General features: G+C 69.9%; 23 protein-coding genes. 12 read left to right on the forward strand and 11 right to left on the reverse strand.

Going from position 1 to position 24,377, the window contains the following annotated elements; translation table 11 throughout:
* Nucleotides 1-196 precede the first annotated feature (196 nt).
* On the forward strand, nucleotides 197-967 hold the full coding sequence (locus tag AQJ46_RS37965; protein WP_059209885.1) for a polysaccharide deacetylase family protein: 771 nt from the start codon (nucleotides 197-199) through the stop codon (nucleotides 965-967).
* 65 nt (nucleotides 968-1,032) lie between these two features.
* Here AQJ46_RS37965 and AQJ46_RS37970 read toward each other — a convergent pair whose 3' ends face one another.
* Complete coding sequence (locus AQJ46_RS37970) at nucleotides 1,033-1,611, reverse strand: hypothetical protein (RefSeq protein ID WP_059209886.1); 579 nt, start codon at nucleotides 1,609-1,611, stop codon at nucleotides 1,033-1,035.
* Between the two features lie 417 nt (nucleotides 1,612-2,028).
* On the opposite strand from AQJ46_RS37970, the gene AQJ46_RS37975 reads away from it, so the two are divergent.
* From AQJ46_RS37975 to AQJ46_RS37985, 3 genes are read left to right on the forward strand one after another with little or no spacing between them, the layout of a single operon-like run.
* Nucleotides 2,029-2,400: a DUF4333 domain-containing protein gene (locus AQJ46_RS37975; RefSeq protein ID WP_059209887.1), complete on the forward strand. Its 372-nt coding sequence runs from the start codon at nucleotides 2,029-2,031 to the stop codon at nucleotides 2,398-2,400.
* A 19-nt stretch (nucleotides 2,401-2,419) separates the two neighbouring features.
* Nucleotides 2,420-3,103 carry an ABC transporter ATP-binding protein gene (locus AQJ46_RS37980; protein WP_059209888.1) on the forward strand — a complete coding sequence of 228 codons (684 nt, stop codon included), beginning with the start codon at nucleotides 2,420-2,422 and terminating at the stop codon, nucleotides 3,101-3,103.
* 21 nt (nucleotides 3,104-3,124) lie between these two features.
* Entirely contained in the window at nucleotides 3,125-5,140 is a 2,016-nt protein-coding gene (locus tag AQJ46_RS37985; protein ID WP_059209889.1) for a hypothetical protein, read from the forward strand.
* A gap of 216 nt (nucleotides 5,141-5,356) precedes the next feature.
* Here AQJ46_RS37985 and AQJ46_RS37990 read toward each other — a convergent pair whose 3' ends face one another.
* The gene (locus AQJ46_RS37990) at nucleotides 5,357-6,139 is read right to left on the reverse strand and encodes a GNAT family N-acetyltransferase (RefSeq protein WP_225887491.1); all 783 of its coding nucleotides are present in this window, start codon (nucleotides 6,137-6,139) and stop codon (nucleotides 5,357-5,359) included.
* A 282-nt stretch (nucleotides 6,140-6,421) separates the two neighbouring features.
* The gene (locus AQJ46_RS37995) at nucleotides 6,422-7,363 is read right to left on the reverse strand and encodes a LysR family transcriptional regulator (protein WP_059209891.1); all 942 of its coding nucleotides are present in this window, start codon (nucleotides 7,361-7,363) and stop codon (nucleotides 6,422-6,424) included.
* Nucleotides 7,364-7,434: 71 nt separating this feature from the next.
* On the opposite strand from AQJ46_RS37995, the gene AQJ46_RS38000 reads away from it, so the two are divergent.
* The 6 genes from AQJ46_RS38000 to AQJ46_RS38025 all read left to right on the forward strand — a co-directional run bounded on the left by AQJ46_RS38000 (nucleotide 7,435) and on the right by AQJ46_RS38025 (nucleotide 13,285).
* Nucleotides 7,435-8,322, forward strand: a complete 888-nt coding sequence (locus tag AQJ46_RS38000) for an SDR family NAD(P)-dependent oxidoreductase (protein WP_059209892.1) — start codon at nucleotides 7,435-7,437, stop codon at nucleotides 8,320-8,322.
* A 167-nt stretch (nucleotides 8,323-8,489) separates the two neighbouring features.
* Nucleotides 8,490-8,924: a PhlB family protein gene (locus AQJ46_RS38005; RefSeq protein WP_059209893.1), complete on the forward strand. Its 435-nt coding sequence runs from the start codon at nucleotides 8,490-8,492 to the stop codon at nucleotides 8,922-8,924.
* A gap of 59 nt (nucleotides 8,925-8,983) precedes the next feature.
* Complete coding sequence (locus AQJ46_RS38010) at nucleotides 8,984-10,219, forward strand: CaiB/BaiF CoA transferase family protein (RefSeq protein ID WP_059209894.1); 1,236 nt, start codon at nucleotides 8,984-8,986, stop codon at nucleotides 10,217-10,219.
* 87 nt (nucleotides 10,220-10,306) lie between these two features.
* Complete coding sequence (locus tag AQJ46_RS38015) at nucleotides 10,307-11,482, forward strand: acyl-CoA dehydrogenase family protein (protein ID WP_059209895.1); 1,176 nt, start codon at nucleotides 10,307-10,309, stop codon at nucleotides 11,480-11,482.
* 25 nt (nucleotides 11,483-11,507) lie between these two features.
* Nucleotides 11,508-12,290 (forward strand): electron transfer flavoprotein subunit beta/FixA family protein, encoded by a 783-nt coding sequence (locus tag AQJ46_RS38020; RefSeq protein ID WP_059209896.1) that lies wholly within the window; start codon nucleotides 11,508-11,510, stop codon nucleotides 12,288-12,290.
* 29 nt (nucleotides 12,291-12,319) lie between these two features.
* Nucleotides 12,320-13,285 (forward strand): electron transfer flavoprotein subunit alpha/FixB family protein, encoded by a 966-nt coding sequence (locus AQJ46_RS38025; RefSeq protein ID WP_059209897.1) that lies wholly within the window; start codon nucleotides 12,320-12,322, stop codon nucleotides 13,283-13,285.
* 742 nt (nucleotides 13,286-14,027) lie between these two features.
* Here the strand turns inward: AQJ46_RS38025 and AQJ46_RS38030 are convergent.
* The gene (locus tag AQJ46_RS38030; RefSeq protein WP_059209898.1) at nucleotides 14,028-14,522 is read right to left on the reverse strand and encodes a flavin reductase family protein; all 495 of its coding nucleotides are present in this window, start codon (nucleotides 14,520-14,522) and stop codon (nucleotides 14,028-14,030) included.
* Nucleotides 14,519-15,700 carry an acyl-CoA dehydrogenase family protein gene (locus AQJ46_RS38035; RefSeq protein ID WP_059209899.1) on the reverse strand — a complete coding sequence of 394 codons (1,182 nt, stop codon included), beginning with the start codon at nucleotides 15,698-15,700 and terminating at the stop codon, nucleotides 14,519-14,521. The genes AQJ46_RS38030 and AQJ46_RS38035 overlap by 4 nt, the downstream gene beginning before the upstream one ends.
* Nucleotides 15,701-16,118: 418 nt before the next feature.
* Between AQJ46_RS38035 and AQJ46_RS38040 the strand changes: the two genes are divergently transcribed.
* Nucleotides 16,119-17,069, forward strand: a complete 951-nt coding sequence (locus AQJ46_RS38040; RefSeq protein WP_059209900.1) for an AraC-like ligand-binding domain-containing protein — start codon at nucleotides 16,119-16,121, stop codon at nucleotides 17,067-17,069.
* Nucleotides 17,070-17,157: 88 nt separating this feature from the next.
* Here AQJ46_RS38040 and AQJ46_RS38045 read toward each other — a convergent pair whose 3' ends face one another.
* The 6 genes from AQJ46_RS38045 to eno form a co-directional block, all read right to left on the reverse strand.
* Entirely contained in the window at nucleotides 17,158-18,024 is an 867-nt protein-coding gene (locus tag AQJ46_RS38045) for a 3-hydroxybutyryl-CoA dehydrogenase (RefSeq protein WP_059209961.1), read from the reverse strand.
* A 230-nt stretch (nucleotides 18,025-18,254) separates the two neighbouring features.
* A complete protein-coding gene (locus AQJ46_RS38050; RefSeq protein WP_059209901.1) occupies nucleotides 18,255-19,160 on the reverse strand; it encodes a LysR substrate-binding domain-containing protein in 906 nt (301 codons plus the stop codon).
* Nucleotides 19,161-19,249: 89 nt separating this feature from the next.
* Entirely contained in the window at nucleotides 19,250-20,350 is a 1,101-nt protein-coding gene (locus AQJ46_RS38055) for an alcohol dehydrogenase catalytic domain-containing protein (protein WP_059209962.1), read from the reverse strand.
* A gap of 49 nt (nucleotides 20,351-20,399) precedes the next feature.
* Nucleotides 20,400-20,951 carry a carboxymuconolactone decarboxylase family protein gene (locus AQJ46_RS38060; RefSeq protein WP_059209902.1) on the reverse strand — a complete coding sequence of 184 codons (552 nt, stop codon included), beginning with the start codon at nucleotides 20,949-20,951 and terminating at the stop codon, nucleotides 20,400-20,402.
* Between the two features lie 25 nt (nucleotides 20,952-20,976).
* On the reverse strand, nucleotides 20,977-21,981 hold the full coding sequence (locus tag AQJ46_RS38065) for a VOC family protein (RefSeq protein ID WP_059209903.1): 1,005 nt from the start codon (nucleotides 21,979-21,981) through the stop codon (nucleotides 20,977-20,979).
* A 60-nt stretch (nucleotides 21,982-22,041) separates the two neighbouring features.
* Entirely contained in the window at nucleotides 22,042-23,352 is a 1,311-nt protein-coding gene (gene eno, locus AQJ46_RS38070; protein ID WP_059209904.1) for a phosphopyruvate hydratase, read from the reverse strand.
* 421 nt (nucleotides 23,353-23,773) lie between these two features.
* Between eno and AQJ46_RS38075 the strand changes: the two genes are divergently transcribed.
* Nucleotides 23,774-24,367, forward strand: coding sequence for an NADPH-dependent FMN reductase (locus tag AQJ46_RS38075; protein ID WP_079072591.1), 594 nt, complete (start codon nucleotides 23,774-23,776; stop codon nucleotides 24,365-24,367).
* Nucleotides 24,368-24,377: the final 10 nt, after the last annotated feature.

The following is a 24,377-nucleotide window of genomic DNA, read 5'->3' on the forward strand; positions in this document are numbered from 1 at the left end:
CCCACCCGGCCGACCACCATCGTGGTCACGCCAACCGGCCTGCATGCGGCCGCTGTCGGCCCGGTTGTCCGCGAACTCCCCCGGAATTGTCCTTGATCGGTAACGGACGCATCCTGCGGCCGCCGTCGCTCGTCCTGCCAGGTGGTCGCAAGGTGACCAGGGAATCGGCGAGGAACTGCGTGAAGGCGGGACGGACATGGCACGGCACGGCGGGCGGGGCTGGAACAGCAAGGTGCTCGGGGCGGCGCTCGGGGTGACGTTGCTCGCTGCCGGTGCCTCGGTGTGGACCGCGCAGGCCGGAGCGTTGGGCAGCCCTTCAGCCAAGGCGACCACGTCGGCCACACGGGGAAGTGCCCTCAAGCCGGTCGCGGAGGGCATCGTGCACGCTTCGGACCAGGGGGCGCGGGGCGTCAACATCACCATCGACGACGGCCCCGACCCCGTGTGGACCCCCCAGGTGCTCGATGTGCTGCGCCAGTACGGAGTCAAGGCCACCTTCTGCATGGTGGGCACGCAGGCGCAGGCCCACCCGGACCTGGTCAAGCAAGTGGTCGCGGCCGGGCACCGGCTGTGCGACCACTCGGTGTCCCACGACACCACCATGGACAAGAAATCCCAGGCCTACCAGGCCGAGCAGATTCTGGACGCCGAACGCATGATCACCCAGGCGTCCGGGGGCGTACGGCCGATGTACTACCGGGCCCCCGGCGGCGCCTTCACCCCCTACAGCCGCCACCTCGCCGCCTCCCGGGGCATGCGCCCGCTCGGCTGGAACGTGGACTCCAAGGACTTCGAACGGCCGGGCACGGCGGCCATCGTCGCCACCGTGGAACGGGAGCTGCCGGGCGGCCCGACGATCCTCTTCCACGACGCGGGCGGCGACCGCTCCCAGACCGTCGAGGCCCTGCGCCAGATCCTGCCGCGGCTCAAGGAACAGGGCTACTCCTACGGCTTCCCCGTGCGCTGAACCCACCGGCCCCGGTCCGACTTCGGGTGCCGACCCCCTGACCGGAAGGGGACCCGGCGCGCCGCCTACCCGACGAGGTCCGGCTGCCAGGGCAGCACCCGAAAGTCACCGGTGCCGTTCTTCACTCGCTCGAACGGCGCCGAACTCACGCACTTGGGCAGGTTCTCGGTCTCGACAGGGCTGCCCACGGACGCCCAGCTGTAGCCCAACCGGTCGTGCCGGCCCACGTCGTGCACGGTGAAGCCCACCCGCTTGCCCTTCGCTCCTGGCAGGTCGCTGCCGGTGATGACACCGGTGGCGACCGCGACCTTCCCGCCGGTCACCAGACAGTCGATCCGCCCCTTGGCCCAGGCGCCCTCGCCGTCCAGGTAGTGGCTGAAGCGGAAGGTCCCGGTGGCCTTCGCCGGATCCATCCGATGCCGGGCGGCGAGATGCGCGTCGAAGGTGAACGTGATGTCGTCCCCGAGCGTCCGCGCGAGCTTGGCGGACCCGGTGAGGGCCGCGGCTTCCCGGGACGCGCCGGGGGCGTCGGACCCTGGCGAACGGCCAGAGGCGGCGGCGGAGGCGGTGCGGGCGACGGCGATCAGGGCGGCGGCACCTGCCGCGACACGGATACGGGCGGAGGCTGACGCACTGCGGCTCATGACCGATTCCTTCCTCGTGGATGACGCCCGTGTCCTGCGGGCGTCTCTCCAGCGTCCCGTGACTGACGGGGCCTCACATCGCCCGCCGAGCTGACGTATCGCTCCCTCCGCCGACGCACACCGGTGATCACCATGCGCCCGCAGAGGTAGGCCGGCATGCCCCCGGGTCTCACCGCAACAGCGATGCCCGTCACAGGAGTTGGCCGTGCAGTCGTCGGTCGGGCCCGCGCAAATGCCCTCTCACACGCCTGGACCGCCCCGTCCGCATACCGATCACCGTAAGCCAGAGCCCCGGCTGTGCTATCGGCCGAACGGCCGAGGGTCCGCCCGAGATCCCGACCGTTCGGCCGAGGCGTGCTCCCGGGCCCGCGGGCGAGGGTGGGTCTGCATCCTCACCACGGACATCAGGAGTACGCGATGCAGCGCAGCAAGGTTCTCGTCGGCGTCGTCGGAGGCGTGACCGCAGTGGTTGGGCTGGGCGGCCTCGGTACCCATCTGCTGGCCGGCACCGAGTCGACCAGTCGCCTGGACGAGTACAGCACGGCGTCGGTGGACGGCCACAAGGCGCTCGCGGCGAACGTCGTCGCCGGGCGCACCGAGAGCAGGTTCCACCCACTGCCCTGGGTCGGCGACAAGGTCTCCGGTGTCACCTGCCCGACCGGGCTCAAGGCCGTGGCCGGAGCCACCATCACCTGCACCGGCGAGAAGAGCGACGGCGAAAGCGTCGAGATACCGGTCCGGGTGACCAAGGCCGACGCCAAGAGCGTCACCTGGAAGTTCGAGCGCTGAGAAGGAGCGACGAGACACCGTGAGCACCGTTCTGGCCGGGTCCGGCCTGGTCAAGAAGTACGGCTCCACCACCGCCCTGGCCGGGGTGGATGTGGAGGTCCACGAGCGCGACTCGCTGGCGATCATGGGCCCGTCCGGGTCCGGCAAGTCCACATTGCTGCACACCCTCGCCGGGATCGTCCGGCCCGACGACGGTCAGGTACTGCTGCGCGGCGAGCGCATCGACAACCTGGGCGAGAACAAGCTCAGCGCCCTGCGCCGCAAGCGGTTCGGGTTCGTGTTCCAGTTCGGCCAGCTGCTGCCGGAGCTGCCCGCAGAGGAGAACGTGGCGCTCCCGCTGATGCTGGAGGGCATGCCGCGTCGTGAGGCCGTCGCCCGTGCCCGCCGCTGGTTCACCCCGCTGGGCCTGGACGGGCTGGAGCTCCGTCGTCCCGGCCAGCTCTCCGGCGGCCAGGCACAGCGCGTCGCCATCGCCCGTGCCCTGGCCGGCGAGCCGGACGTGGTGTTCGCCGACGAACCCACAGGTGCCCTGGACCAGCGCACCAGCACGGAAGTCGTCCAGCTGCTGACCTTCGCCACCCGGGAGACGGGCGCCGCCCTGGTGATGGTCACCCACGACGCCGACGTGGCCGCGCACTGCGACCGGATCCTCCAGGTCCGCGACGGCCGCATCAGCGGCCACTCCCAGTACACCGTCGCCTGATCTCCCCTGGAGCCAGTTGCCATGCGTTCCCCTGTCCTGCCCCTGACCTGGCACCTCGCCAGGGCCTCCGGCCGTCGCGGCCTCCAGTCCCAGCTGCTCGCGGCCGGTGCCGCCGCCGTCGGCTCGTTTCTCCTGCTGCTGATGATCGCCGCCGCCCTGGGTGCGGGCGCTCGCGCCGGCCACACGACGTGGCGCACCCCCGACGCCGTATCGGCCAGGGAAGCGACGGCGGTCCAGGCCACGACCACGACATACGTACGCCAGGGACCTGTGACCGTCGTGAACTTGGCCCGCCTGCCCGGCCGGGGACAGACCCCCGCGCCACCCGGTCTGAGCCACTTCCCGCAACAGGGTCAGGTGTACGTCTCTCCCGCCCTGGCCGAGCTGCTGCACAAGCTCCCCGCCGCCCAACTCGCCGACCGCTTCCCGGTAGTGAGCTCCTACGGCACGATCGGCGCCGCCGGTCTCGCCTCGCCCGACGAGCTGGTCGCGGTGATCGGACGGGCGCCCGGCGACGCGGCCGTCTCCAAGGCGGCCGGAGAGCAGAACTACTACGACGACGGGCTGACCGAGCGCGCACTGGTCTCCGGGTTCTCCGGCTCCAAGGCCGACGTGTTCACCGGCAGCGACCAGGGGACCGTGCTGCTGGGCGTGGTGCTGCTCGTCATGCCGGTCGTCGTGCTGGCGTCGGCGGCCGGGCGGCTCGGCGCGGCCCGGCGTGAACAGCGTCTGGCCGCGCTGAGGCTGGCCGGGGCGACGCCGCGACAGATCCTCGCCATGACCGCCTTCGAAGCGGCGGGAGTCGGTGCGGCCGGCGCAACGGCCGGTGCGCTCGCCTACATGGCACTGCTGCCCGCGCTCGCCGAAATCCCGTACGGCGTCGGCACCTGGTACACCGGCCGGCTGTGGGTGGGGTTGCCCTGGCTGGCGGCCGTGGTGCTGACCGTCACGGCTCTGATCACCGTCAGCGCGGTGACCATGTTGCGCCAGGTGGCCACCTCACCCCTGGGCGTCGCCCAGCAGGCGAACCCGCGCCGCACCCGTGCGATCCGTCTGCTGTTGTTCGTCGCGGTCCTGGGCTACATCTGGGCGACCACGGGCGACAGCGGACAGCTCAAGCCCCGGCAATTGCTCGCCCTGCTGGCGCTCTTCTACGGCGCGTTCTGGCTGTTCGGCCCTTGGGTCGTGGACCGGTTGGGCCGGATCGTGGGCCGCCGCGCCAGGCGCCCGGCCACGCTGCTGGCCGCGCGCCGGCTCAGCGACGACCCGCGCGCGGTCTGGCGCACCGTCAGCGGCTTGGTGCTCGCCGGGTTCGTTGCCGGGTTCTTCTCCGTCAGCACGCTGGACTTCGACGGTCCCAGCCACCGCGACCAGGTCGGGGTGATCACCGCGAACGCCGCCGACGCCCGGCACACCGCCACCCAGGCCCGAACGGTGCTGCGGCAGGCGGGCGTCACCGCGACCGTCACCGTCACGAGTGAGGACGACTACGACAGCCTGCTCGGCGGTGTCGACGGCGTCATCGCCCACGTCTCCGGCGGCCAGCACCGCATCGATACCGGCGTCACCGCGCTCACCCGCCTCAGATCGGGCCGCTACCCGTTCACCCAGGAGTACGTGTCCGCGTCGGACGACATAGTCATCGCCCGCGTGGCCACCGTCAGCACCGCCACCCTGGTGCTGAGCTTCCTCGTCGCAGCTGCCTCCGCCGGCCTCACAGCCGCCGCGAACGTCCTCGACCGACGCCGGATGTACGGCCTGCTGCGGCTGGCCGGCACCCCGCTCCAGGTGCTGGACGGGGCCCGGATCCGCGAGACCGTCATCCCGTTGGCCGTCCTGGCAGGCGGCACCACCGCCATGGGTGCCTTCGGCGCCATGCAGCTCAACAAGGCGGCCGGCACCACGATCAACACCTCCGGTGTCATACAACTGGTGATCTGCCTGGCCGTCGGCACGCTGGCCATGCTCGCCGCGATCACCGGCAGCAGGCCACTGCTGCGGAAGGTCACGGAGGGCCCGGCACAGACGGCGGACTGACACCGTACCGACGGTGGGATTGCCCGCGATGCCGCTCCGCCATCACGCAAGGAGCCCGCCGACGGAGATGCTGCACGCGGCCCCCGACCTCAACGGCCCGTCCTACGCCCACATCCTGAGCTCGTGAGCCGCGGGTCGGTGAGCTGCGGGGCCAACCGGTCCCATGCCGCGGCGCATTTCGTCCCTCAAGATGTCACCGTAGGAGCAGCCCATCGGCTACCCGGCGGTGAGCGGTTTGCCGTAGACCATGGAACTGCGCTGGACGGTCATGCCGATCCGCTCGTACAGCGACAGCGCGCCGGTGTCCGAGTGCGTCCACAGTGTGCAGGTCTGCTTCCCCTGGCGGTGGAAGGCGCGGAACGCTTCTCGCAGCAACATGCGGGCGATCCCTCGATCGCGGTGGTCGCGTCGTACCGCGACCCGCTCGACGTACCCTTCGGCGTTGCCCGGGATGTCCAGCGACAGTACCGCGCCGACCATCTGGTCGTCGGCGAAGGCCACCGGTGAGGCCGCAGGTTCGAACGTTGCTCTTTCGACGGTGCGCCGGGCCCACTCCGCGTAGGTCTTGCGCCGCTGCTGCCACTCGTCGAACGCGTCCTCGGTGAGCTGGTACGCCGCTTGTTCGTCGCCAGGCCGAAACGCTCGGACGGTGATACCTGCCGGCGGCTCGGGCACCTCTGGTTCGACGGGCATCGCGATCTCCAGGAGCCACTCGGTGACGAGCGGGGAGTAGCCACGGGACCGCAGGAGCGCGATCGCCGCGTCATCGCTGTCGGAGACCGTCTGGGCGGTGCGGTCGCTTCCCAGCTGCCTGGCCCGTGCCTCGGCCCAGGCCAGAAGCCAACTACCAAGACCCTGCCCCTGGTGACCGGGGCGGACGTGAACCGTGGCTCGTCGTCCCTTCACCCAGCTCCAGCCCGCCAACTCTCCCTTGGAGTCGTGGACGAGCACCGTGTCGGACGTCAGTTCCAGGCCTGGCAGGCTGAGATCAGCGGCCACGTGATCGGAGCCGGTCGTCGCACAGCCATGCAGCTCGTTCTCGCATGTGGTGATCAAACAGTGAACTGCGTGGACATCAGCGGTTGTTGCCGGTCGGCTCCGGTACCCGGCCGGCATCAACTTCGAGGAAAGATCAGACATGAGATGAACCCTGCGCCATACGCACTTTCATGTCGACCCGACTGGGCTCCCGCGCCAGGGTGTCGATGATGAGGCTGGATTGGCGGTCCCGGCACCTGTCGGGCACGCCGGTGCGGGCGGTCGTACGGGCGCGCTGCTTCGTCACGTGGGGGGCGAGGAGGGAGCGGGTGTGTCGGCGTCGAGGGCTGCCGCGCGGAGTGCGGTGGCCACTCGGATGCTCGGGTCGGTCGGCGGGTGGGGGAGACGGGCCAGGAGCAGTCGCCGCTGTTCCTGGGGGCCGCCGCGGACGGGCAGGACGCGGACGCCCGATGGTGCGGCGGAGGCGAGTAGGGCCGGCACGGTGGTCAGTCCGCAGCCCGCGGCGACCAGTTGGAGCTTGGCGAGCCAGTCGCGGGCGGTGTGGGCGATGTCGGGCCGCTCGTCCAGGCCCGGCCACACGCCCATCAGCCGGTCCTCGCCCGAGGAGGAGCCCGCGATCCAGCGCTGCCCGCGCAGGTCCGCCACGTCGACGAAGTCGCCGCGGGCCAGCGGGTGGGTGGCGGGCACCGCCAGGCAGAGAGCGCGCTCGGTGAGGGTCTGCAGTGCGAGCGGGGGTGACTCGGCGTCCGGCGGCCGGAACGGGGGCGCCGAGGCGAGCAGGGCGAGATCGAGGCTGCCGGCCCGCAGTGCCCGTACCAGGGCCGGGGTGCTGCCCTCCCGGCCGACGATCCGAAGGCCGGGATCCGTACGGCGCAGCCCGGCCAGGGCGCGGGGCACCAGCACGGCGCCGGCGCTGGGGAACCAGCCCAGGCGGACCGTGCCGGACTGCTCGGGCAGACCGGACAGCTCGCGTGCGGTCGCGTCGATCTCGTCGATCACGACCGTCGCGCGGCGCATGACGACGCGGCCGGCCGCGGTGAGCCGCACTCCTTCGCGTCGCCGTTCCAGCAGCTCCGCGCCCGCGGCCCGTTCGATCGCGGCGATCTGCCGGGAGACCGCGGACTGGGTGTATCCCAGTGACGCGGCGGCCGCGGTGAAGGTGCCCTGTTCGGCGACGGCGTGGAAGACGCGAAGGGCGGTGAGTGACACATCCGAGAAGTCCATGACGTTTACGCATACTAGTCGTGCCGAACTCTCGTTGGACTCATGAGCGTCGGGTTCCTAGCGTGGCAGGCATGAACGCTTCACACATCGCCCTTGTCACGGGCGCCAACCAAGGACTCGGCCGTGCCCTCGTCGAAGGACTGGCGGCCCGTATGCACCACGACGACCTGGTCCTGCTCACCGGCCGCAGCCACCAGCGCGTGGCCGACGCCGCCCGCGAGGTCGCCCTGCTGCCCGGCACATGTGCCCGCGTGGAGGGCCGTGTCCTGGACGTCACGGACACCGACGCCATCGCCCGCCTCGCCGAGGACCTCCGCGCCCGGCACGGAGGAGTCGACGCCGTCATCTCCAACGCCGTGGCCCGCCTGTTGCCCGAGGAATCGCAGGCCGCGCGGGCGGACGAGTTCATCGACGTCTCGAACACCGCCACCCACGCGATCCTGCGGTCCTTCGGCCCTGTCCTTCGCCCGGGCGGCCGACTGCTCGTCGTGGCCAGCAGCCTGGGCACCCTGGGCCATCTCGACCCGCGGCTGCACCACTTGTTCGACGGGGCGAGCCTGGAGCAGGTCGAGTACGCCGTCGAGTCGTGGCGCAGCGCCATCCACCACAAGACCGCGCAGGAGGCGGGCTGGCCCGTCTGGCTGAACGTGCCCTCCAAAGTGGCTCAGGTCGCCGCCGTCCGCGCCCTCGCCGCCGAACGCCGCCGACACGACCTGGCCACCGGCACTCTGCTCGCGTCCGTGTGTCCCGGCATGGTCGACACCGCCACCTCACGCCCCTGGTTCAGCGACTACAGCGGTGCACAGTCACCGGCTCAGGCTGCGGCGGCCGTACTCGACCTGGTCTTCGCCGAACACGTCGATCCCACCCTGTACGGCGAGTTGGTCCGCTTCGGAAAGGCCCTGCCCTGGCACGACGGCACACCTCCACTGGAGCAGGACCGGATGCTGACCCCCTGAACGCGCAGGCCGACCGCACGGGTCGCCCTGCCGAACAGAACGTTTTCGACGCACAAACATGCGTCAGCTCGTCGTTGACCAGCGATTCACGGGCGGGCCAGGGTGAAGGAGTCATATCGGAATCCGATCGCCCGTTCCGGTCACCGGAGTGAGTACAGGAGGCTGTGATGCTCCAGACGGACAGCCGCGGACCCAACGAGTTCCGGACAGGCCATGACGTGCCTGACGCGGCCACGACCGGGACCGCCGACCCGTCCGCGCTGGACGTCGGCGACGAACTGCTCTTCCAGAGCTGCCTCTGGTGCGGCACTGCCGCCTACCGCCGTTCGTTCTGCCGTGCTTGTGGCTCCACCGCCTTCAAGCGGGAGCGCAGCACGGGCGCCGGGGTCCTCGTTCGCCGCATCGGCCAATCGCCGCTCAACACCTGGTTCGCCGCGATGGACGAGGGCTTCACCCTGGTCTGTCAGATCGCCAGGACAGAACCGGCCGTGGCCGGGATCGGGGCGAGAGTACGCGTCGTGCGAGCCGTGGCCCCCCGCGAGCAGGGACTTCCCCTCGTCGAACTCACCTACCGGGCAACGCCCTTGGGGCGCTGGTGGTGACAGGACACGGCACCGGTCATGTCAGTTCCCGTAGGCGGCATGAAGAGAGAGGAGGGCGCGTGGACACCCAGCACGACGCACCCGACGAGCAAGCCGGCGCTGTCGACGCAGCAGAGCGCGCCGCGCTGCACGGGCTGCGCATCGCCGACTTCTCCCGGGTTCTCGCGGGACCCTACGCCACCATGCTCCTCGCCGACCTCGGCGCCGACGTGGTGAAGGTGGAGCGCCCGGGCATCGGGGACGAGACCCGGGCCTGGCACCCGCCGGCGGACCAGGACGGCACCTCGACGTACTTCTTGAGCGTCAACCGGAACAAGAGGTCCGTCGCTCTGGACCTCACCACCCGGGCCGGCCTCGAACAGGCCCGCTCCTTGATCGCCGAATCCGACGTCGTGGTGGAGAACTTCCGTCCCGGCACGATGGAACGGCTGGGCCTCGGCCATCGCGAACTCCGTGCCCGGCACCCGGAGCTGATCTACTGCTCGATCAGCGGCTTCGGCAGCGGCGCGGGCGCCGCGATCCCCGGCTACGACCTGCTCGTACAGGCCGTCGGCGGCCTGATGAGCGTGACCGGGACCGCGGACGGCGAACCGGTGAAGGCGGGCGTGGCCCTGGTCGACGTGATCACCGGACTGCACGCCTCGCTCGGCATCCTCGCCGCCCTACGGCACCGGGACGCCACCGGCGAAGGGCAGCTGGTGGAGGTGAACCTGCTCGGTTCGCTGCTGTCGGCCATGGTCAACCAGGCGTCGGCCTTCGCCGTAGCCGGTGTGGTTCCCGGCCGCATGGGCAACGCGCACCCGAGCATCGCCCCGTACGAGACCCTGCCGACCGCGGATCGGCCGATCGCTCTCGCGGTGGGCAACGACCGGCAGTTCGCGGCACTCGCCGAGGTCGTCGGAGATCCCGGTCTCGCTCTCGACGACCGCTTCCGCACCAACGCCGACCGGGTCGCTCATCGTGTCGAACTGCGGGACGTCCTGGCCAAGCGGCTCGGCGCTGCGGGCGCAGACCACTGGTCCGCCGTCCTGCTGGCGGCCGGGGTGCCCGCCGGACCGGTCAACACCCTCGACGAGGCTTTCGCCTTCGCCCACCGGCTCGGCCTTCCCGGCATCGTCGACATGCCCGTCGATGCTGCCGAAGGAGAAGGAGCCAGGCTCTGCCGCCAGGTCGCTCATCCCATCGGGCTCAGTGGCACCCCCGCGCGGTACCGCCTCCCCCCGCCCCGCCTGGGCCAGCACACCGCGCAGATTCTCACCGACCCGTCCGGACAGGCCGACCACACCTCCGCGTGACACGCAGCGGTCACCGGACCGTTCGCGGCCTCGGCACGTCGACCGAACCAACCCCCTTCACCTGACCCTGATCACAAGGAGCACGACATGAGCGCCAAGCCGCTGAAGGACCCCCTCGAACTGTTCGACATCGCCTCCGTCCTCACCGACGAGGAGCGCGAGATCCAGTCCACCGTAGCCAGGTTCCTCGAGGACCGGGTCCGCCCGCACATCGGCCAGTGGTTCGAGAACGCCCACTTCGCTCGCGAACTCGCGCCGGAACTCGGCAAGTTGGGCGTGCTCGGCATGCATCTCGAAGGCTACGGCTGCGCCGGCACGAACGCCGTCAGCTACGGGCTGGCCTGCCTGGAGCTGGAAGCGGCGGACTCTGGTTTCCGCAGCTTCGTCTCCGTGCAGGGCTCGCTGTCGATGTTCTCCATCTGGAAGTGGGGCTCGGAGGAGCAGAAGCTCCAGTGGCTGCCGCGGCTGGCCGCCGGTGAGGCGATCGGCTGCTTCGGCCTGACCGAGCCCGACTTCGGCAGCAACCCCTCCGGGATGCGTACCAAGGCCGTCCGCGAGGGCGGCGACTGGATCCTGAACGGCTCGAAGATGTGGATCACCAACGGCGGCATCGCCGACGTCGCCACCGTCTGGGCGCAGACCGAGGAGGGCATCCGCGGCTTTCTCGTGCCGCGCGGGACGCCCGGCTTCACCACCCAGGACATCAAGCAGAAGATGTCGCTGCGGGCATCCATCACCTCGGAGCTGTACTTCGACAATGTACGGCTGCCCGACTCGGCGCGGCTGCCGCTCGCGGAGGGCCTCCGCGGCCCGCTGTCCTGCCTGAACGAGGCCCGCTTCGGCATTCTGTTCGGCGCGGTCGGCGCCGCCCGCGACTCGATCCAGGCGGCCATCGACTACGCCGACTCCCGGGTCCAGTTCGACAAGCCGATCAGTGCCTTCCAGCTCACGCAGAAGAAGCTCGCCGACATGACCGTGTCCGTGGGCAGCGCCGCGCTGCTGGCCGTACACCTGGGGCGCCTGAAGGACCAGCACCGCATCCGCCCCGAGCAGATCAGCGTCGGCAAGCTCAACAACGTGCGGGAGGCGATCGCGATCGCGCGGGAGTGCCGCACCGTTCTCGGCGCCAACGGCATCTCCCTGGAGTACTCGCCGCTGCGCCACGCCAACAACCTGGAGTCCGTCCTCACCTACGAAGGCACCAGCGAGATGCACACGCTGGTCGTCGGCCAGGCGATCACCGGCTACCCGGCGTACCGCTGACCGCCCCGGCCGAAGGAAGACGACCGTGAACATCGTCGTACTCGTCAAACAGGTCCCGGACACCGCTGCCGAACGCGCTCTGTCCGAGGGGGACCACACCCTCGACCGGGAGAACACCGACCTCGTCCTGGACGAGATCAACGAGCGCGCCGCGGAGGAAGCCCTGAGGCTCAAGGCGACGACGGACGCCGAGGTTACCGTCGTGTCCATGGGACCAGACTCAGCTCTCGACTCCATCCGCAAGGTCCTGGCGATGGGAGCCGACCGTGGAATCCACATCTGCGACGACCGGCTTCAGGGCGCCGATGTGGTGACCACCGCGAGGGTCCTGGCCGCCGCCGTGCGGACGGTGGCGGACGTGGACCTGGTCCTCGCCGGCAACGCGGCGACCGACGGACAGGCAAGTGCGGTCCCGGCCATCGTCGCGGACCTGCTCGGCCTGCCGCAGCTGACCCACGTACGCGAACTCGTCCTGGACGCGAAGCGGGTGCGTGCCGAGCGCGAGACCGAGGGCGGTGAGACGACACTGGAGGCGCCACTGCCCGCGCTGGTCAGCGTCACCGAGAAGATCAACGAGCCGCGCTATCCCTCCTTCAAGGGCATCATGGCCGCCAAGAAGAAGCCCGTCGCGACGATCGGCCTCGATGGCCTGTTCCCCGGCGCGGACGACACCGGGTTCCTGGTGAGCCGCACACGAGTGGTGGAGGCCGTCCCGCGTCCGGCGCGGTCCGCCGGCATCCGTGTCGTGGACGACGGCTTGGCCGGCCGGCAGCTCGCCGACCACCTGATCGCCCGGAAACTCGTCTGAACCGCCCCGACCAAGAAGCAGGCACACCCATGCCCGACGTCCTCGTCCTCGTCGACCACGACGGGGAACGCGTCCACAAGTCAACGTACGAACTCCTCGCCGCCGCACGGCGGTTGGGCGACCCGGCCGCCGTGCTCGTGGGAACTCCCGGCACCGCGGCCCGCCTCAAGGACTCCCTCGCCGGTCACGGCGCCGCCAGCGTCTACGCGGCTGAATCCACGCAGGCCGGCGAGTTTCTCGGCTCGCCCGCCGTCGAGGCCCTGGAGTCGGCGGCACGGAAGGTCTCTCCCGCCGCCGTTCTGGTCTCCGCGACCACCGACGGCAAGGAGGTGGCCGGGCGTCTCGCGGCGCGGCTGGACAGCGGGGTGTTGATCGACGCGGTCGACCTGGACGCCTCCGGGGTGGTCACCCAGGTCGCCTTCGGCGGGTCGTACACCGTGCGCTCCGAGGTCACCCACGGGGTACCGGTGATCGCCCTGCGGCCGGGCGCCTTCGAGCCGGAGGAACATCCCGCGCAGGCGGTGGAGCACAAGCTCGTCCTGGCGCCGATCGACCCCGCGGCATCCGCCCGCGTCACCGCACGCCGCGCCCCGCTCACGGGCGACCGTCCCGCGCTCACCGAGGCGAGCGTCGTCGTCTCCGGCGGACGCGGTGTCGCGGGGGCGGAAGGCTTCAAGGTGGTGGAGGAGTTGGCCGATGTCCTGGGCGGTGCGGTGGGCGCGTCCCGGGCCGCGGTCGATGCCGGGTACTACCCCCACCAGTACCAGGTGGGGCAGACCGGCACGTCCGTCTCGCCTCAGCTGTACATCGCGCTGGGTATTTCCGGGGCCATTCAGCACCTTGCCGGGATGCAGACGTCCAAGACCATCGTGGCGGTCAACAAGGACCCGGAGGCGCCGGTCTTCGGTGTGGCCGACTACGGCGTGGTGGGCGACCTGTTCTCGGTGGCTCCCCAGCTCACGGAGGAAGTGGCCGCCCGCCGCGCAGCCCGCTGACGTGCCGCGCGGGCCTGAGCAGTTCGATGGTCCGGACCGTCCGGTCCGGACCATGGGGGAGGGACGCCGTGCGGTGTTCCAAGGGGCCGAAGGTCTGCTGTGACGTCTATGTCGAGGCGGACCCATCGCGGGTAATGGGACCTGGTGACGGACATCGGTCTGCCGGCCCGCCTGAGCCCTGAACTGCAGCGTGCGGAATGGCCCGACAGCGCCGAGAAGCCCGCCGTGGGGGCGTGTTTCGCGCGATAAAACCGTCACCGGATGACCGGCGACTGGCGTACCGTCTCGCACATCGTGGTCCTGGAGGAGCGGCGGGTCTTGGGCTGGGCGGTCGTGGACCCCGACGGCCGGTACGGTGACCCGGCCCCGGACCCGAAAAGCCCCTGGCCACGTGGTGCTTCGCGCTCGAGCCCGAGGGCAGCGGTACTCGGCTGCGGCAGTTCGCCCGGATCGGGCCGGGCCGCTGAGGGATCAACCTGGCAATCGACCGTACGCCGGAGCGGGAGGAGCAGATCGTGGCCTTCCGGCTCGCCGAGCTGCGCGCGAACATGGAAGCCACCTTGTACGGCATCAAGGCGCACGCCGAAGAAGGCGACCGAGACCCTGCGTGGTGGGTGGCCTGGACGAAGCGGTCACGGCGGCCTTCGAGGAGTTCGCCCAGGATGATTCCCGCGCGGAGCCCCTCTACCCCCGCTGCTTGCACGTCGGGGGTCGAGGGGCTCCCGTGGCGGCTATGGGCTCATCAGACGGCCAGGCGCCGGAACCGGCTGCCGTGGAACACCAGTGGCTCACGGTCGGGTTCGGCCTTCAGACCGTGTATCTCCAGGACGACGATCGTGTGGTCGCCGCCGGGGAACTCGGAGTGGACGGAGCAGTCCAGCCAGAGGTTGGCGCCGTGGACGTACACGCTGCCGCCCTCGCTCGCCTCCCAGTCGACGTCCGAGAACCGGTTACCGTCCTTTCCGGCCAGTGAACGGCAGATCAGGTCCTGCCCCTCGGCCAGCACGCTCAGGCCCAGGCGGCTCTGTTTCCGCAGCTTCGGCCAGGTCGACGAGGTGTCCTGGACGCAGACCGACACCAAGGGGGGTTCGAGGGAGACCGGAGTGAACGTACTCGCCGCCATCCCCACCGGCGTACCGGAGTCAAGTGCGCACAGGGCCGTCACTCCGGACGGGAAGCAGCCGAACGCCTGGCGCAGCCCGGCGGGATCCGACGGTGTCATGACGAGCGGGTTCATCGGACGTCCTCCTGACCCGACAGAACCGCGCCCAGGCGCCGCAGCGAGCCGTTGTTGCCCGCCACATGCTGGGAGACGCAGCGGACGTCGCGCCAGCGACGTTGCATCGGGCTGGAGCTGTAGAGCCCAGCGCTGCCCGACAGCGTCATGATCTCGTTGAGGAGCCGGATGCCCTCGTGGTGGATGTGCTGGTGGCCGCCGGTGTAGCTGAACCACTCGGTCGGGGTGGGCTCCTCGCCCGCCAGCGCCCGGTCCATGACGGTGCGGCCGGTCTGCTCCATCAAGGCCGACAGCGCAGCCGTGCGCAGGTGCAGATCGCCGAACTTCTCCTGGAACACCGGGTCCTCACCGATGACCACCCCGGGGTTGAATGCCGGCCGCTTGGTGGCGGCCAGTTCGGCGAGATCGCCGAGCGCGCCCTCCAGACAGCCGATGATGACGGCGTCGTGCGAGGCACCGGTGGCGGTGTACGGCAGGCGGTAGAAGGGCGCGGGAATGTTGTTGCCGCCCGCCAGGGGGCCCGTGAAGTGTGCGGGCACGAAGACGTCGTCCATCGTGAAGTCGGTGCTCTGCGTGGCCCGCAGACCCACCGCGTCCCAGGTGTCGAGGAATGTGACCTGCTCGGGGCGGACCAGCGCGACGCGCATGTCCGGGCGGCCGTCCGGCAGCGGGGGCGCCCCCTCGACCACGAAGCCCGCGAGCACCCAGTCAGGGGTGAACGAGCCGCTGGCCAGCGGCCAGCGGCCACTGATCCGGTAACCGCCCTCCACCGGCGTCGCCTTGCCCTTCGGAGCGATCGCCCCACGGAGCATCAGGTCGCCGCCGTTGCCGAATACCTCCTTCTCGAACGTCTCCCGTGGCAGCGACCGTACGAAGAACCAGGCCATCGAGGCCGCCTGGACGGTCCAGCCGGTCGAGCCGTCGGCCCGTGAGATCTCCCGGACCACCTGGGCGCTCTCCACCAGATCGAGCTGTTCACCGCCCCAGGCCCGGGGCAGGCTCATCCGGAACACACCGGCCTCGCGCAGCACGGTGATGATCTCCGCGGGGACCGCCCGGGCCGCCTCGGCCTCGGCGGACCGTGCCGCGATCTCGGGCAGGTGTGCGCGCACCCGGCCCAGCACGCTGTCGTCGGTCGTCCGGTCCTGGGACGGAGTGGGCTGGAGCAATGTCGTCATGATCGGTCCTTGAGAATGCTCTTGGTCCGGGGGGACCTGGTGCGGCTGATGGATGGTTGCCTCAACGGCTTGAAGAGAAGGGCCGCCCGGTCCTCCGGGACGCTCCCGACTGAGGACTGCGCAGCGAGGTTCCGGCGGGGCGGTTGACGGGGTCGTGTCGTGCTCGTCCCGCACGGACCCCGGCTGGTGCCTCCTCGTCACTGCCCGAATGATGTGGGGAGAGGCACATGTCCTGCTTGTGTACGGGAGCACAGGCAATTTGCTTGGCTGAGCACCGTTCCCTGGACGTCGGCGACAGCCGAAAGACCCTTCGTGAAGGCCCGTTACGGATCGTCCGGTTCGATTTAAGATCCTTGTCAGTAGAAGAGCAGTTCGAGCTCTTCTCCTCGGGGACCGGATGCGCCAGGAGGTGAGCCGCATGCCCCGGATAACGACGCCGAGCGATGGCACGGCCACCGAGAGACTGGAATGCTGGCGTGACGCCGTCAGTCGGAATCTGGCGCCCCTGGATGTGCTGCCGCGCGAGTGCTCCGACTTCCACGCATCACTCCACGCCGCGCGGTTCGGCCAGGTACTGATGTCCCTCATCACCGCCGAACCGCACAGCATCGCCCGCACCCGCAGGCACATCGGCTCCGACGCACCCGACTTCGTCCAGCTCACTCTGCAGCTCTCCGGGCAGGGCGTCCTCACCCAGAGGGGCCGTCAAGTTCGGGTGGGTCCGGGCGAACTGGTGATCTACGACACTCGCCGTCCCTTCACCTACGAGCTCGATCAGCGCCACAGCGGCCTCGTACTGATGTTTCCGCAGGTCATGCTGAAGATGGCGGAGCGCGATCTGGCGCGAGTGACGGCGACTCCGGTGTCGCGCCACGACGGGCTCGGCCAGGCTGTACTGCCCTTCCTGCACGGGCTGGCTCAGCAGGTGGAGCACCTGGAGTCCCGCGGCACGCCCCGGCTCGCCGACAACGTGGTCGACCTGATCGGAACCTTGCTCGCGGAGCGCGCCGGCGTGGAGCGGGCAGTCGAGGACGACGGCCCGGACCTGCTCACCCGGCGCATCCTCGTGTACATGGAGCAGCGTCTCCCCGACCCCGGGCTGAGCCCCGAGGGCATCGCGGCAGCCCACCGCATATCCCGCCGCTACCTGTACAAGTTGCTGGCCGAGCAGGGGTACACCGTCGCGGGCTGGATCCGGGAACAGCGTCTCGCCCGGTGCCGGCAGGACCTCGTCGATCCCACCATGGACCACCTTCCGGTCGGTGGCATCGGCGCGCGTTGGGGTTTCCCGGACCCGGCCCACTTCAGCCACGCCTTCAAGGCGGTCTACGGCATGAGCCCCCGGGAGGCGCGCACGGCCCGTGGATGACGTCGGCTGGTGGAAGGCTGTGCCGCGGCCGGTCGGCGCACGGTAGCCGTCTGCTCGCGGCGGCAGTCGGCCCGCTGGAGCGCCCGCCTCAGGCCGCCCGATAGCTGAAGAAACCCTGACCCGACTTACGGCCCAGCAGCCCCGATTCGACCATGCGGCGCAGCAGCGGGGGCGGGGCGTACAGCGGTTCCCGGTACTCCTCGTACAGTGCTTCACCGATCGCCGCGACGGTGTCGAGCCCGATGAGATCGGCGAGACGCAGCGGGCCCATGGGGTGAGCGCAACCGGCGGTCATCCCCGTGTCGATGTCCTCCGCCGTCGCCGTACCGGAGCTCACCATCCGCACGGCCGCCAACAGGTAGGGGACCAGCAGGGAGTTCACCACGAAACCCGCGCGGTCCTGCGCCACGACCGTCTTCTTGCCCAGGATCTCGCCCGCGAAGGCGCGCATCCGCAGTTCCGTGGCCTTCGAGGTGTGCAACGAGGGGATCACCTCGACCAGGGGCATGACGGGAACAGGGTTGAAGAAGTGCAGGCCCACCACCGCCTCCGGCCGGCCGGTCGCCGCCGCGAGCCTGGCGATGGGGATGGAGGACGTGTTGCTGGCCAGCACGGCGGCCGGGTCCGTGACCACCTCGTCCAGCTGCCGGAACAGTTCGGTCTTGGCCTGCTCGTCCTCCACGGCGGCCTCGATCACCAGGTCCGCCCTCGACAGGCGGGAGAGATCGTCGGTGACCGAGACCCCGGCCAGGGCGAGTGCGCGGTCCTCGGGGGTGATCGCGCCACGCTTCTCCGCCTTGAGCAGGGAGTCCGCCACACCCGCCAGCCCGGCCCGGGCCCTGTCCTCGGTCACGTCGCACAACGTGACGTGCAGCCCGGCCCGTGCGCAGACCTCGGTGATGCCCCGGCCCATCTGGCCCGCGCCTACGACACCCACGTGCTTGATCGCTGTCATGTGCTTCTCCGCCTGTCCCTCCGTCGGGCAGCGGTCGACCGACGCCGCCACGGTGTGTGATGTCGTGTTGAGCGTAGACCGGCGTACATACTCTGACCTGCGAAAACAGTGCGTCATCCGCGCACAAACATGCGTCTGTTCGACGTCGACCGGCCTACCCTGCGCGGCGCTGCGCGGACCACGACGAACGGCCCGCCCGGGACGGACGGGACGGCATCGGCATCAGGGCCTCAGCCGGCCGCCGTCGAGACCGCCGCCTCCCGCAGCCGGCGGATCACGCCGCGCACAGCGGGCGAGGTCTCACCCCTGCGGTAGGCACCGACCAGCCGGGTGGTGAGCGATACGTCCGCCAGCGGACGGTAGGCAACCCCGGGGATGTGCACGCGCCGCAGCGAGTCGGGGACCAGGGCCACCGCGAGGCCACCACCCACCAGCGTCAGCGCGGCAACGTAGTCCCGCACAGGGGGAGCACACAGGGGACTGAAACCTCCCCGCTCGGCGACTTCCAGGATCTGGTCGCGGCAGCCGTACTCCTCGTCGAAGTGCGGGGCCACGAAGTTCTCGTCACGCAGCATGGCCGCGGGAATCGTCTCGTACGCCGCCAGGGGCGCGCCGGACGGCAGTGCCACGACGACGTCCTCGCTGAGCAGGCAGGTGGCCATGACCTCGGGCGGGTACTCCGGCCGCCAACGCAGGAAGCCGACGTCGATGTCACCGCAGGCAAGCGCCTCCAGTTGGGCCGGTGTCTCCAACTCGCGTACCTGCACCGTCAGATCGGTGCCAGGAGCCGCGCAACGGGTGAGGACCTCGGTGAGCACCCCGGAGAACGCGGCTGAGGCGACGTACGCGATCTGAGCGTGCCCCAGCTCCCCGCGACCTGCCCGTCGGCCCACCGCCACGGCTCGGGCGGCCTGTGCGAGGGTCAGCCGCGCTTCTTCGAGGAACAACTGCCCGGCACTGGTCAGCGCCGGACGGGTGCGTCGCCCCCGGTCGATCAGCCGCACACCCAGGTGCGACTCCAGCGCCCTGACCTGGGCGCTGAGTGCCGACGGCGCGAGGTGCAGACGATCCGCCGCCCGCGCGAAGTGCAGTTCCTCCGCGACGACGACGAACGATTCCAGCCAGCGCAGTTCCACCGGCTCCTCCGTCCTGTGGTGCGGGCACCCCGCGGCGCAGTCAGGGCAGAACAGGATCGCCGCGGGGTGAGTGTGGGTGGTCCGTGGGCTCAGGGAAGCACGACGTAGTTGCTGAATCCGCCGTCGAGGTCCGTGGCGCGCCCCGAGATCGCTTCGTTGACCTTGGACAGCGGGAAGGGTTTGGTGATCAGGTAGGACAGGTCCAGGGCTCCGGTGGCCACCATGTCGGCGACCTCCTGGCCCTGCGCGGTGGAGAACCAGTTGGAGCCGATCAGGTGGACCTGCTCGTCCATGAGCCACTTCACGTCCACGGGCAACCGGTCGGCGACGCCCCCGACGTTGACCACCCTGCCGCCCCGGCGGACGCCCTGCATGGAATCGAGCATCGTCTCCACCGGGGCCTTGGCGCCCAGAGCGCTGATGACGAAGTCCGCTCCCTCGCCTCCGGTGCGGGACTTCGCCCACGCGCCGGTCGAGCCCTCGCCCAGCCGCATGACCTCGATCCGGTCGGGGGCCAGTTCCTTGACACGCTTGAGGAGTTCCTCGTTGCGGCCGGTTCCGAGCACCCTGGAGACGCCTGAGGCCAGCGCGAGGAGGGTGGAGGCGACGCCGAGGGTGCCGGTGATTCCGTCGATCAGCGCGACCTGGCCGGGTCCGGCCACGGCGTACTTGAGGGCTCTGTAGGAGGTGCCGATGTAACCGAGCTTGCCGGCCTGCTCGAACGTCATGTTGTCGGGGATGTTGACGATCGCGTGCTGCGGCGCCGTCATGTACTCGCAGAACCCACCGTACGGGTAGAGGTCGAAGATGCGCTGTCCGTCGCGGGAGGTGCTGAAGTAGCCGTTCAGGGTGAAGTAGCGGCACCGGCTGAGCTCGCCTCCGCGGCACACCTGACAACTGCCGCAGGAGCGCAGCGGGCTCACATAGACCCGGTCGCCGGGCTTGGTGTTCAGCACCGCCTCGCCGACCGCCTCGACCACGCCCGCCGGATCCAGGCCGAAGATCGCGGGCAGTTCGGGCAGCGGCTGGTGCGGGTACCAGGTGGGCCAGTTGTTGATCACGTTGGCCATGTTCGGCACGATTCCGCATGCCTTGACGCGCACCAGCACGTCGGTCGCCCGGGGGGTGGGCACGTCGACGGTGTCCACGGACATCGGCTCACCGAGCTTGTGCAGTCGTGCAGCGAGCATCTTCGCCATTGAAATACTCCGGTATTGATGGGCAGTACGGTGCCGAGAGCTAAGAATTCTGGAAAGGGTTCGGGTAAGCGTCCTCAAGGTCGATGTCCAGCAGACCCATGATGCGGACTCCGGAGTTGTACCAGGCGATGGACAACGACAGTTCGACCATCTGCCGGTCCGTCAGGTGATCGGCGGCGGCACGCCATGTCTCCTCAGAGACATCGACGTGGAGTGTGGACTCCTTGGCGAGGCGCATGACCGCCTTCTCCGTCGCGTCGAACAGCTCGGACGACTCGAAGTCGGCCACCGCCGCGAGCTGTTCCCCGGTGAGCCCGGCCTTGAGTCCGTGCGACTGGTGGTGCGCGACCTCGTAGGCGGAACGCGTCGCGAACCCGACGGTCAGGATGGCCAGCTCACGCAGCTTGGGGCTGAGGTCGGCGGCCCGCAGCGAGTTGGCGTAGGTCAGAAACCCGTCCAACTGCTCGGGCGCGCCCGCGAGGGCGAGGAAGATGTTCGCCGTCGGTACTTTGCGTTCGGCTTCGAGCCGGTCGTACAGGGGCTTCTGCGCCTCGTCCGCGTCCTCGCGGCGCAGGTAGGGAACGCGTGCCATGTCGTCTCCTCGGGGGACGGAAGGGTCAGTGGGCGGACTGCTCGAGCAGGAACCGCTCGAGGGTCATGGGCTGCGGCCCCTGGGCCGGCGGGATCTGCTTCACTCCCACGAAGGGCGAGGCCTCGAAGTACCACTTCTCCAGGGCTGGAAGTCCCCAGCGCACGTTGGTGCTCAGCGATCCCGCGTCCCAGCGCACCGGCTCGACCTCGGTGTCGATGGTCTGGTAGTGGCTGTTGAAGACCTCCACCCGATGACCGTCGGGGTCGCGGAGGTAGGTGAAGAGCATCCCGCCCGGCCCGTGCCGTCCCGGACCCCGCTCCACCCCCTCGCCGTAGCCGAGGATGCCCGCCCAGTCGCAGGCCGTGAAGATGTCGCGGCTCTCGGAGACGGTGTAAGCGAAGTGATGCAGGGCTGGGCCGGTGTTCTCCACGATCGCGAGGTCCAGGCACGTGCCCTTGCGGTACATGAACGCGCTCAGCAGGGTGTCGCCGTGTGCCAGGTACTCGGAGTTGCGGAAGCCCAATTCGCCGTAGAACGCGGTCAGTTCATAGGTGTTCGGCGCGAAGGTCTGGAAGTGGTCCAGACGTTGCGCGTGGGCGCCCTTGTAGTGCTCGAAGTCGATGTGCAGCCGCGGGCGCGTCTCCATGTGGGCGCAGAGTTCCAGCGGTGTGCCGACCGGGTCGCTGACGTGCAGGGTGCGGCCCTGATACGGCATGTCGACCCACTCCGCGGGCAGCCCCCGGTCGCGGAACCATGCGTAGGCGATGTCGAGGTCCTCGTCGAAGAAGACGCGGAAACCGATCCTCTGACAGGAACCGGCGCCCTCCTCGTCCAGCTCCAGGACGAGACTGTGGTGGCATGCCTCGGCGAGCCCGCGGAGATAGCAGGTGCGCTCGTCCTCGTCGCTGACGACGAGCCCGAGGGCGCTCACGTAGAAGTTCCGGCTCTCGGCCAGGTCCGCGACCGTGAGCCGGACATGACTGGAGCGGGTGATGTTGAAACTCGGTCGCAGATTGACGGGTGGCAGCATGCTGGGCTCCGTGCTCCGATTCGGCTCTTGATTTCGATGACTGTAATGCTCTGGGCTGTTTTACGGCTTGGTCGCGGAAGGGGTGGAATCGGCGAATGTGAAGGCGGACCAGCCGCTGAATTCCGCGGAATCACCGAGAGCCTCCTCGATGCGCAGAACCTCGTTCCACTTCGCCATGCGCTCGGAGCGGGTGAAGGAGCCCACCTTCAGCTGGCCCGCGTCCCATCCGACGCTCAGGTGCGCGATGGTGATGTCTTCGCTCTCGCCGGAGCGGGCCGACACGATGGTGGCGAAGCCGGCGTCCTTTCCCGCGTGCAGGGCCTGGTGGGCCTCGGTGACCGTGCCCGCCTGGTTCGGCTTGACGAGGACGGCGTTCGCCGCCCCGTTGGTGGCCGCGGCCTCCACGCGCTTGGCGTTGGTGACCAGGTAGTCGTCGCCGATCACCTGACAGCGGTGGCCGAATCGCCGGGTGAACTCCACCATGCCCTCGTGGTCGTCCTCGCCCACCGGGTCCTCGACGGACAGGATCGGGTACTGCTCGATCCAGCCGCCGAGCAGGTCGATCAGCGCCGCGGTGTCCAGTGTGCGGTCGTCCAGGGCCAGTGTGTAGCGCCCACCGGTGCCGAACTGTGAGGCCGCGATGTCCAGGGAGATGCCGACCTGGGTGGCGGGCGTGAAGCCCGCGGTCTCGATGGCGAGGGTCAGGGTCTCCAGCGCCTCCTCGTTGGAGTCGAACGCGGGCCAGAAGCCGCCCTCGTCCGCCACGCCCTGTGCCTTGCCCGCCTTGCGCATCAGGCTGCCGGCCGCCCGGTAGATCTCCGCCGTCCAGTCGAGGGCCTCGCAGAAGCTGCGTGCCGCGGGGCAGACGACCATGAAGTCCTGGACGTCCACGCGACGGTCCGCGTGCGCGCCGCCGCCGAAGATCTGGATCTCCGGCAGGGGGATGCGAACCGGCCGGCCGCCCGACAGATGCCGCCACAGCGGTACGCCCGCCGAGGCGGCGGCGGCGTGCAGCACCGCCATGGACGTGGCGACGATGGCGTTGCCGCCCAGGCGGCTGCGGTCGGGGGTGCCGTCGAGGTTCACCAGGAGCCGGTCGACGGCCTCCTGGTCGATCGCGTGCAGGTCCAGGAGGGCGGGTGCGATCTCCTGGTTGACCGCATCGACGGCGCGACGGACGTCGAGTCCGCCGAAGCGGGGGCCGCCGTCACGCAGGTCGAGCGCCTCGCCCTGACCCGTCGAGGCGCCCGCCGGTGCGATGGCCCGCCCGACCGCTCCGTCGGCGAGGTGCACCTCGGCCTCGACGGTGGGCCGCCCGCGTGAGTCCCACACCCTGCGGCCGTAGAGCTGGGCGATCCGCGCGTCTGTCATTGCGGTGCAACCTTTCGGAGTCGGACGGTCGAGGCGTTGCGTGATGCCCGTGCCTGTCAACCGGCGAACGGGCGCGGACCGACCTCTCGGGGCGGCACCCGCATCGGTGCGGCGCCCCGGGGGAGTGGTGAGGGGGAGCGGGAGAAACGAGGAGTGCTCGTCCGCTGCGCTCTCCACCGTGCTATCGATAGCGCAATCGTGCGAACTGTGAAGCCGTCCTGTCAAGGGGCGGGGAGTGTTCCATTCCGGCTACGTGTTGCCCGTTTGCCTTTGCCCGGGTCGTCGGCGCGCCAATGCTATCGTTCGCACAACCCGTGGCGGTGGCCAGAACTCCGGCGGGCCCACTCCTCCTGGAAGAACGGACAGCACAGGCGGCGTGGGCTCGCCGGGCCGATCGCGGTCGACAGGAAACGAGCCCGACATGACATCCGAGCCCTCGGTGGCACCCATGACCCTGACCACGGTGGTGGCCAGTACGCGTCCCGGACGTGTGGGCAGGTCCGTCGCGGACTGGTTCACCTCCCGGGTCGCCGAGTGCGACCAGTTCGCATCACATCTGGTCGACCTGCGCGAACTCGACCTTCCGTTCTACGACGAGCCGCATCCGCCCGCTCTGAGGCAGTACACGAAGAGTCACACCCATGCCTGGAGCCGGATCGTCGACGCGTCGGACGCGTTCGTGTTCGTCACCCCCGAGTACAACGGAGGCTTTCCGGCCCCCTTGAAGAACGCGTGGGACTACCTCGTGGTGGAGTGGCAGCACAAGCCGGCGGCGTTCGTCAGCTACGGCGGCGTCTCGGCGGGCACCCGGGCGGTGCAGATGGCCAAGCAGGTCGTGGCCAACCTCAGGATGCTGCCGATCGGGCCGACCGTGAGCATCCCCTTCGTCAACGAACAGGTCGAGGACGGCGCCTTCCGCCCCGGCAAGATTCACGAGGCGGCCGCCGAGCAGATGCTCGAGGAACTCGCGCGCACCGCCACCATCATGCGCCGGCTGCGCAGCGGAGCCCACTGACGCGGCTCGA

The organism is Streptomyces canus (genome assembly GCF_001514145.1).
GTDB lineage: Bacteria > Actinomycetota > Actinomycetes > Streptomycetales > Streptomycetaceae > Streptomyces > Streptomyces canus.

Coding starts and splice junctions, on each gene's coding strand:
- eno (WP_059209904.1), bottom strand. CDS start 23,352: ATGACAGACGCGCGGATCGCCCAGCTCTACGGCCGCAGGGTGTGGGAC.
- AQJ46_RS38060 (WP_059209902.1), bottom strand. CDS start 20,951: ATGGCACGCGTTCCCTACCTGCGCCGCGAGGACGCGGACGAGGCGCAG.
- AQJ46_RS37995 (WP_059209891.1), bottom strand. CDS start 7,363: ATGGACTTCTCGGATGTGTCACTCACCGCCCTTCGCGTCTTCCACGCC.
- AQJ46_RS37965 (WP_059209885.1), top strand. CDS start 197: ATGGCACGGCACGGCGGGCGGGGCTGGAACAGCAAGGTGCTCGGGGCG.
- AQJ46_RS38035 (WP_059209899.1), bottom strand. CDS start 15,700: ATGACGACATTGCTCCAGCCCACTCCGTCCCAGGACCGGACGACCGAC.
- AQJ46_RS37975 (WP_059209887.1), top strand. CDS start 2,029: ATGCAGCGCAGCAAGGTTCTCGTCGGCGTCGTCGGAGGCGTGACCGCA.
- AQJ46_RS38015 (WP_059209895.1), top strand. CDS start 10,307: ATGAGCGCCAAGCCGCTGAAGGACCCCCTCGAACTGTTCGACATCGCC.
- AQJ46_RS38000 (WP_059209892.1), top strand. CDS start 7,435: ATGAACGCTTCACACATCGCCCTTGTCACGGGCGCCAACCAAGGACTC.
- AQJ46_RS38075 (WP_079072591.1), top strand. CDS start 23,774: ATGACATCCGAGCCCTCGGTGGCACCCATGACCCTGACCACGGTGGTG.
- AQJ46_RS38065 (WP_059209903.1), bottom strand. CDS start 21,981: ATGCTGCCACCCGTCAATCTGCGACCGAGTTTCAACATCACCCGCTCC.
- AQJ46_RS37970 (WP_059209886.1), bottom strand. CDS start 1,611: ATGAGCCGCAGTGCGTCAGCCTCCGCCCGTATCCGTGTCGCGGCAGGT.
- AQJ46_RS38045 (WP_059209961.1), bottom strand. CDS start 18,024: ATGACAGCGATCAAGCACGTGGGTGTCGTAGGCGCGGGCCAGATGGGC.
- AQJ46_RS38025 (WP_059209897.1), top strand. CDS start 12,320: ATGCCCGACGTCCTCGTCCTCGTCGACCACGACGGGGAACGCGTCCAC.
- AQJ46_RS38055 (WP_059209962.1), bottom strand. CDS start 20,350: ATGCTCGCTGCACGACTGCACAAGCTCGGTGAGCCGATGTCCGTGGAC.
- AQJ46_RS37985 (WP_059209889.1), top strand. CDS start 3,125: ATGCGTTCCCCTGTCCTGCCCCTGACCTGGCACCTCGCCAGGGCCTCC.
- AQJ46_RS38040 (WP_059209900.1), top strand. CDS start 16,119: ATGCCCCGGATAACGACGCCGAGCGATGGCACGGCCACCGAGAGACTG.
- AQJ46_RS38005 (WP_059209893.1), top strand. CDS start 8,490: ATGCTCCAGACGGACAGCCGCGGACCCAACGAGTTCCGGACAGGCCAT.
- AQJ46_RS38030 (WP_059209898.1), bottom strand. CDS start 14,522: ATGAACCCGCTCGTCATGACACCGTCGGATCCCGCCGGGCTGCGCCAG.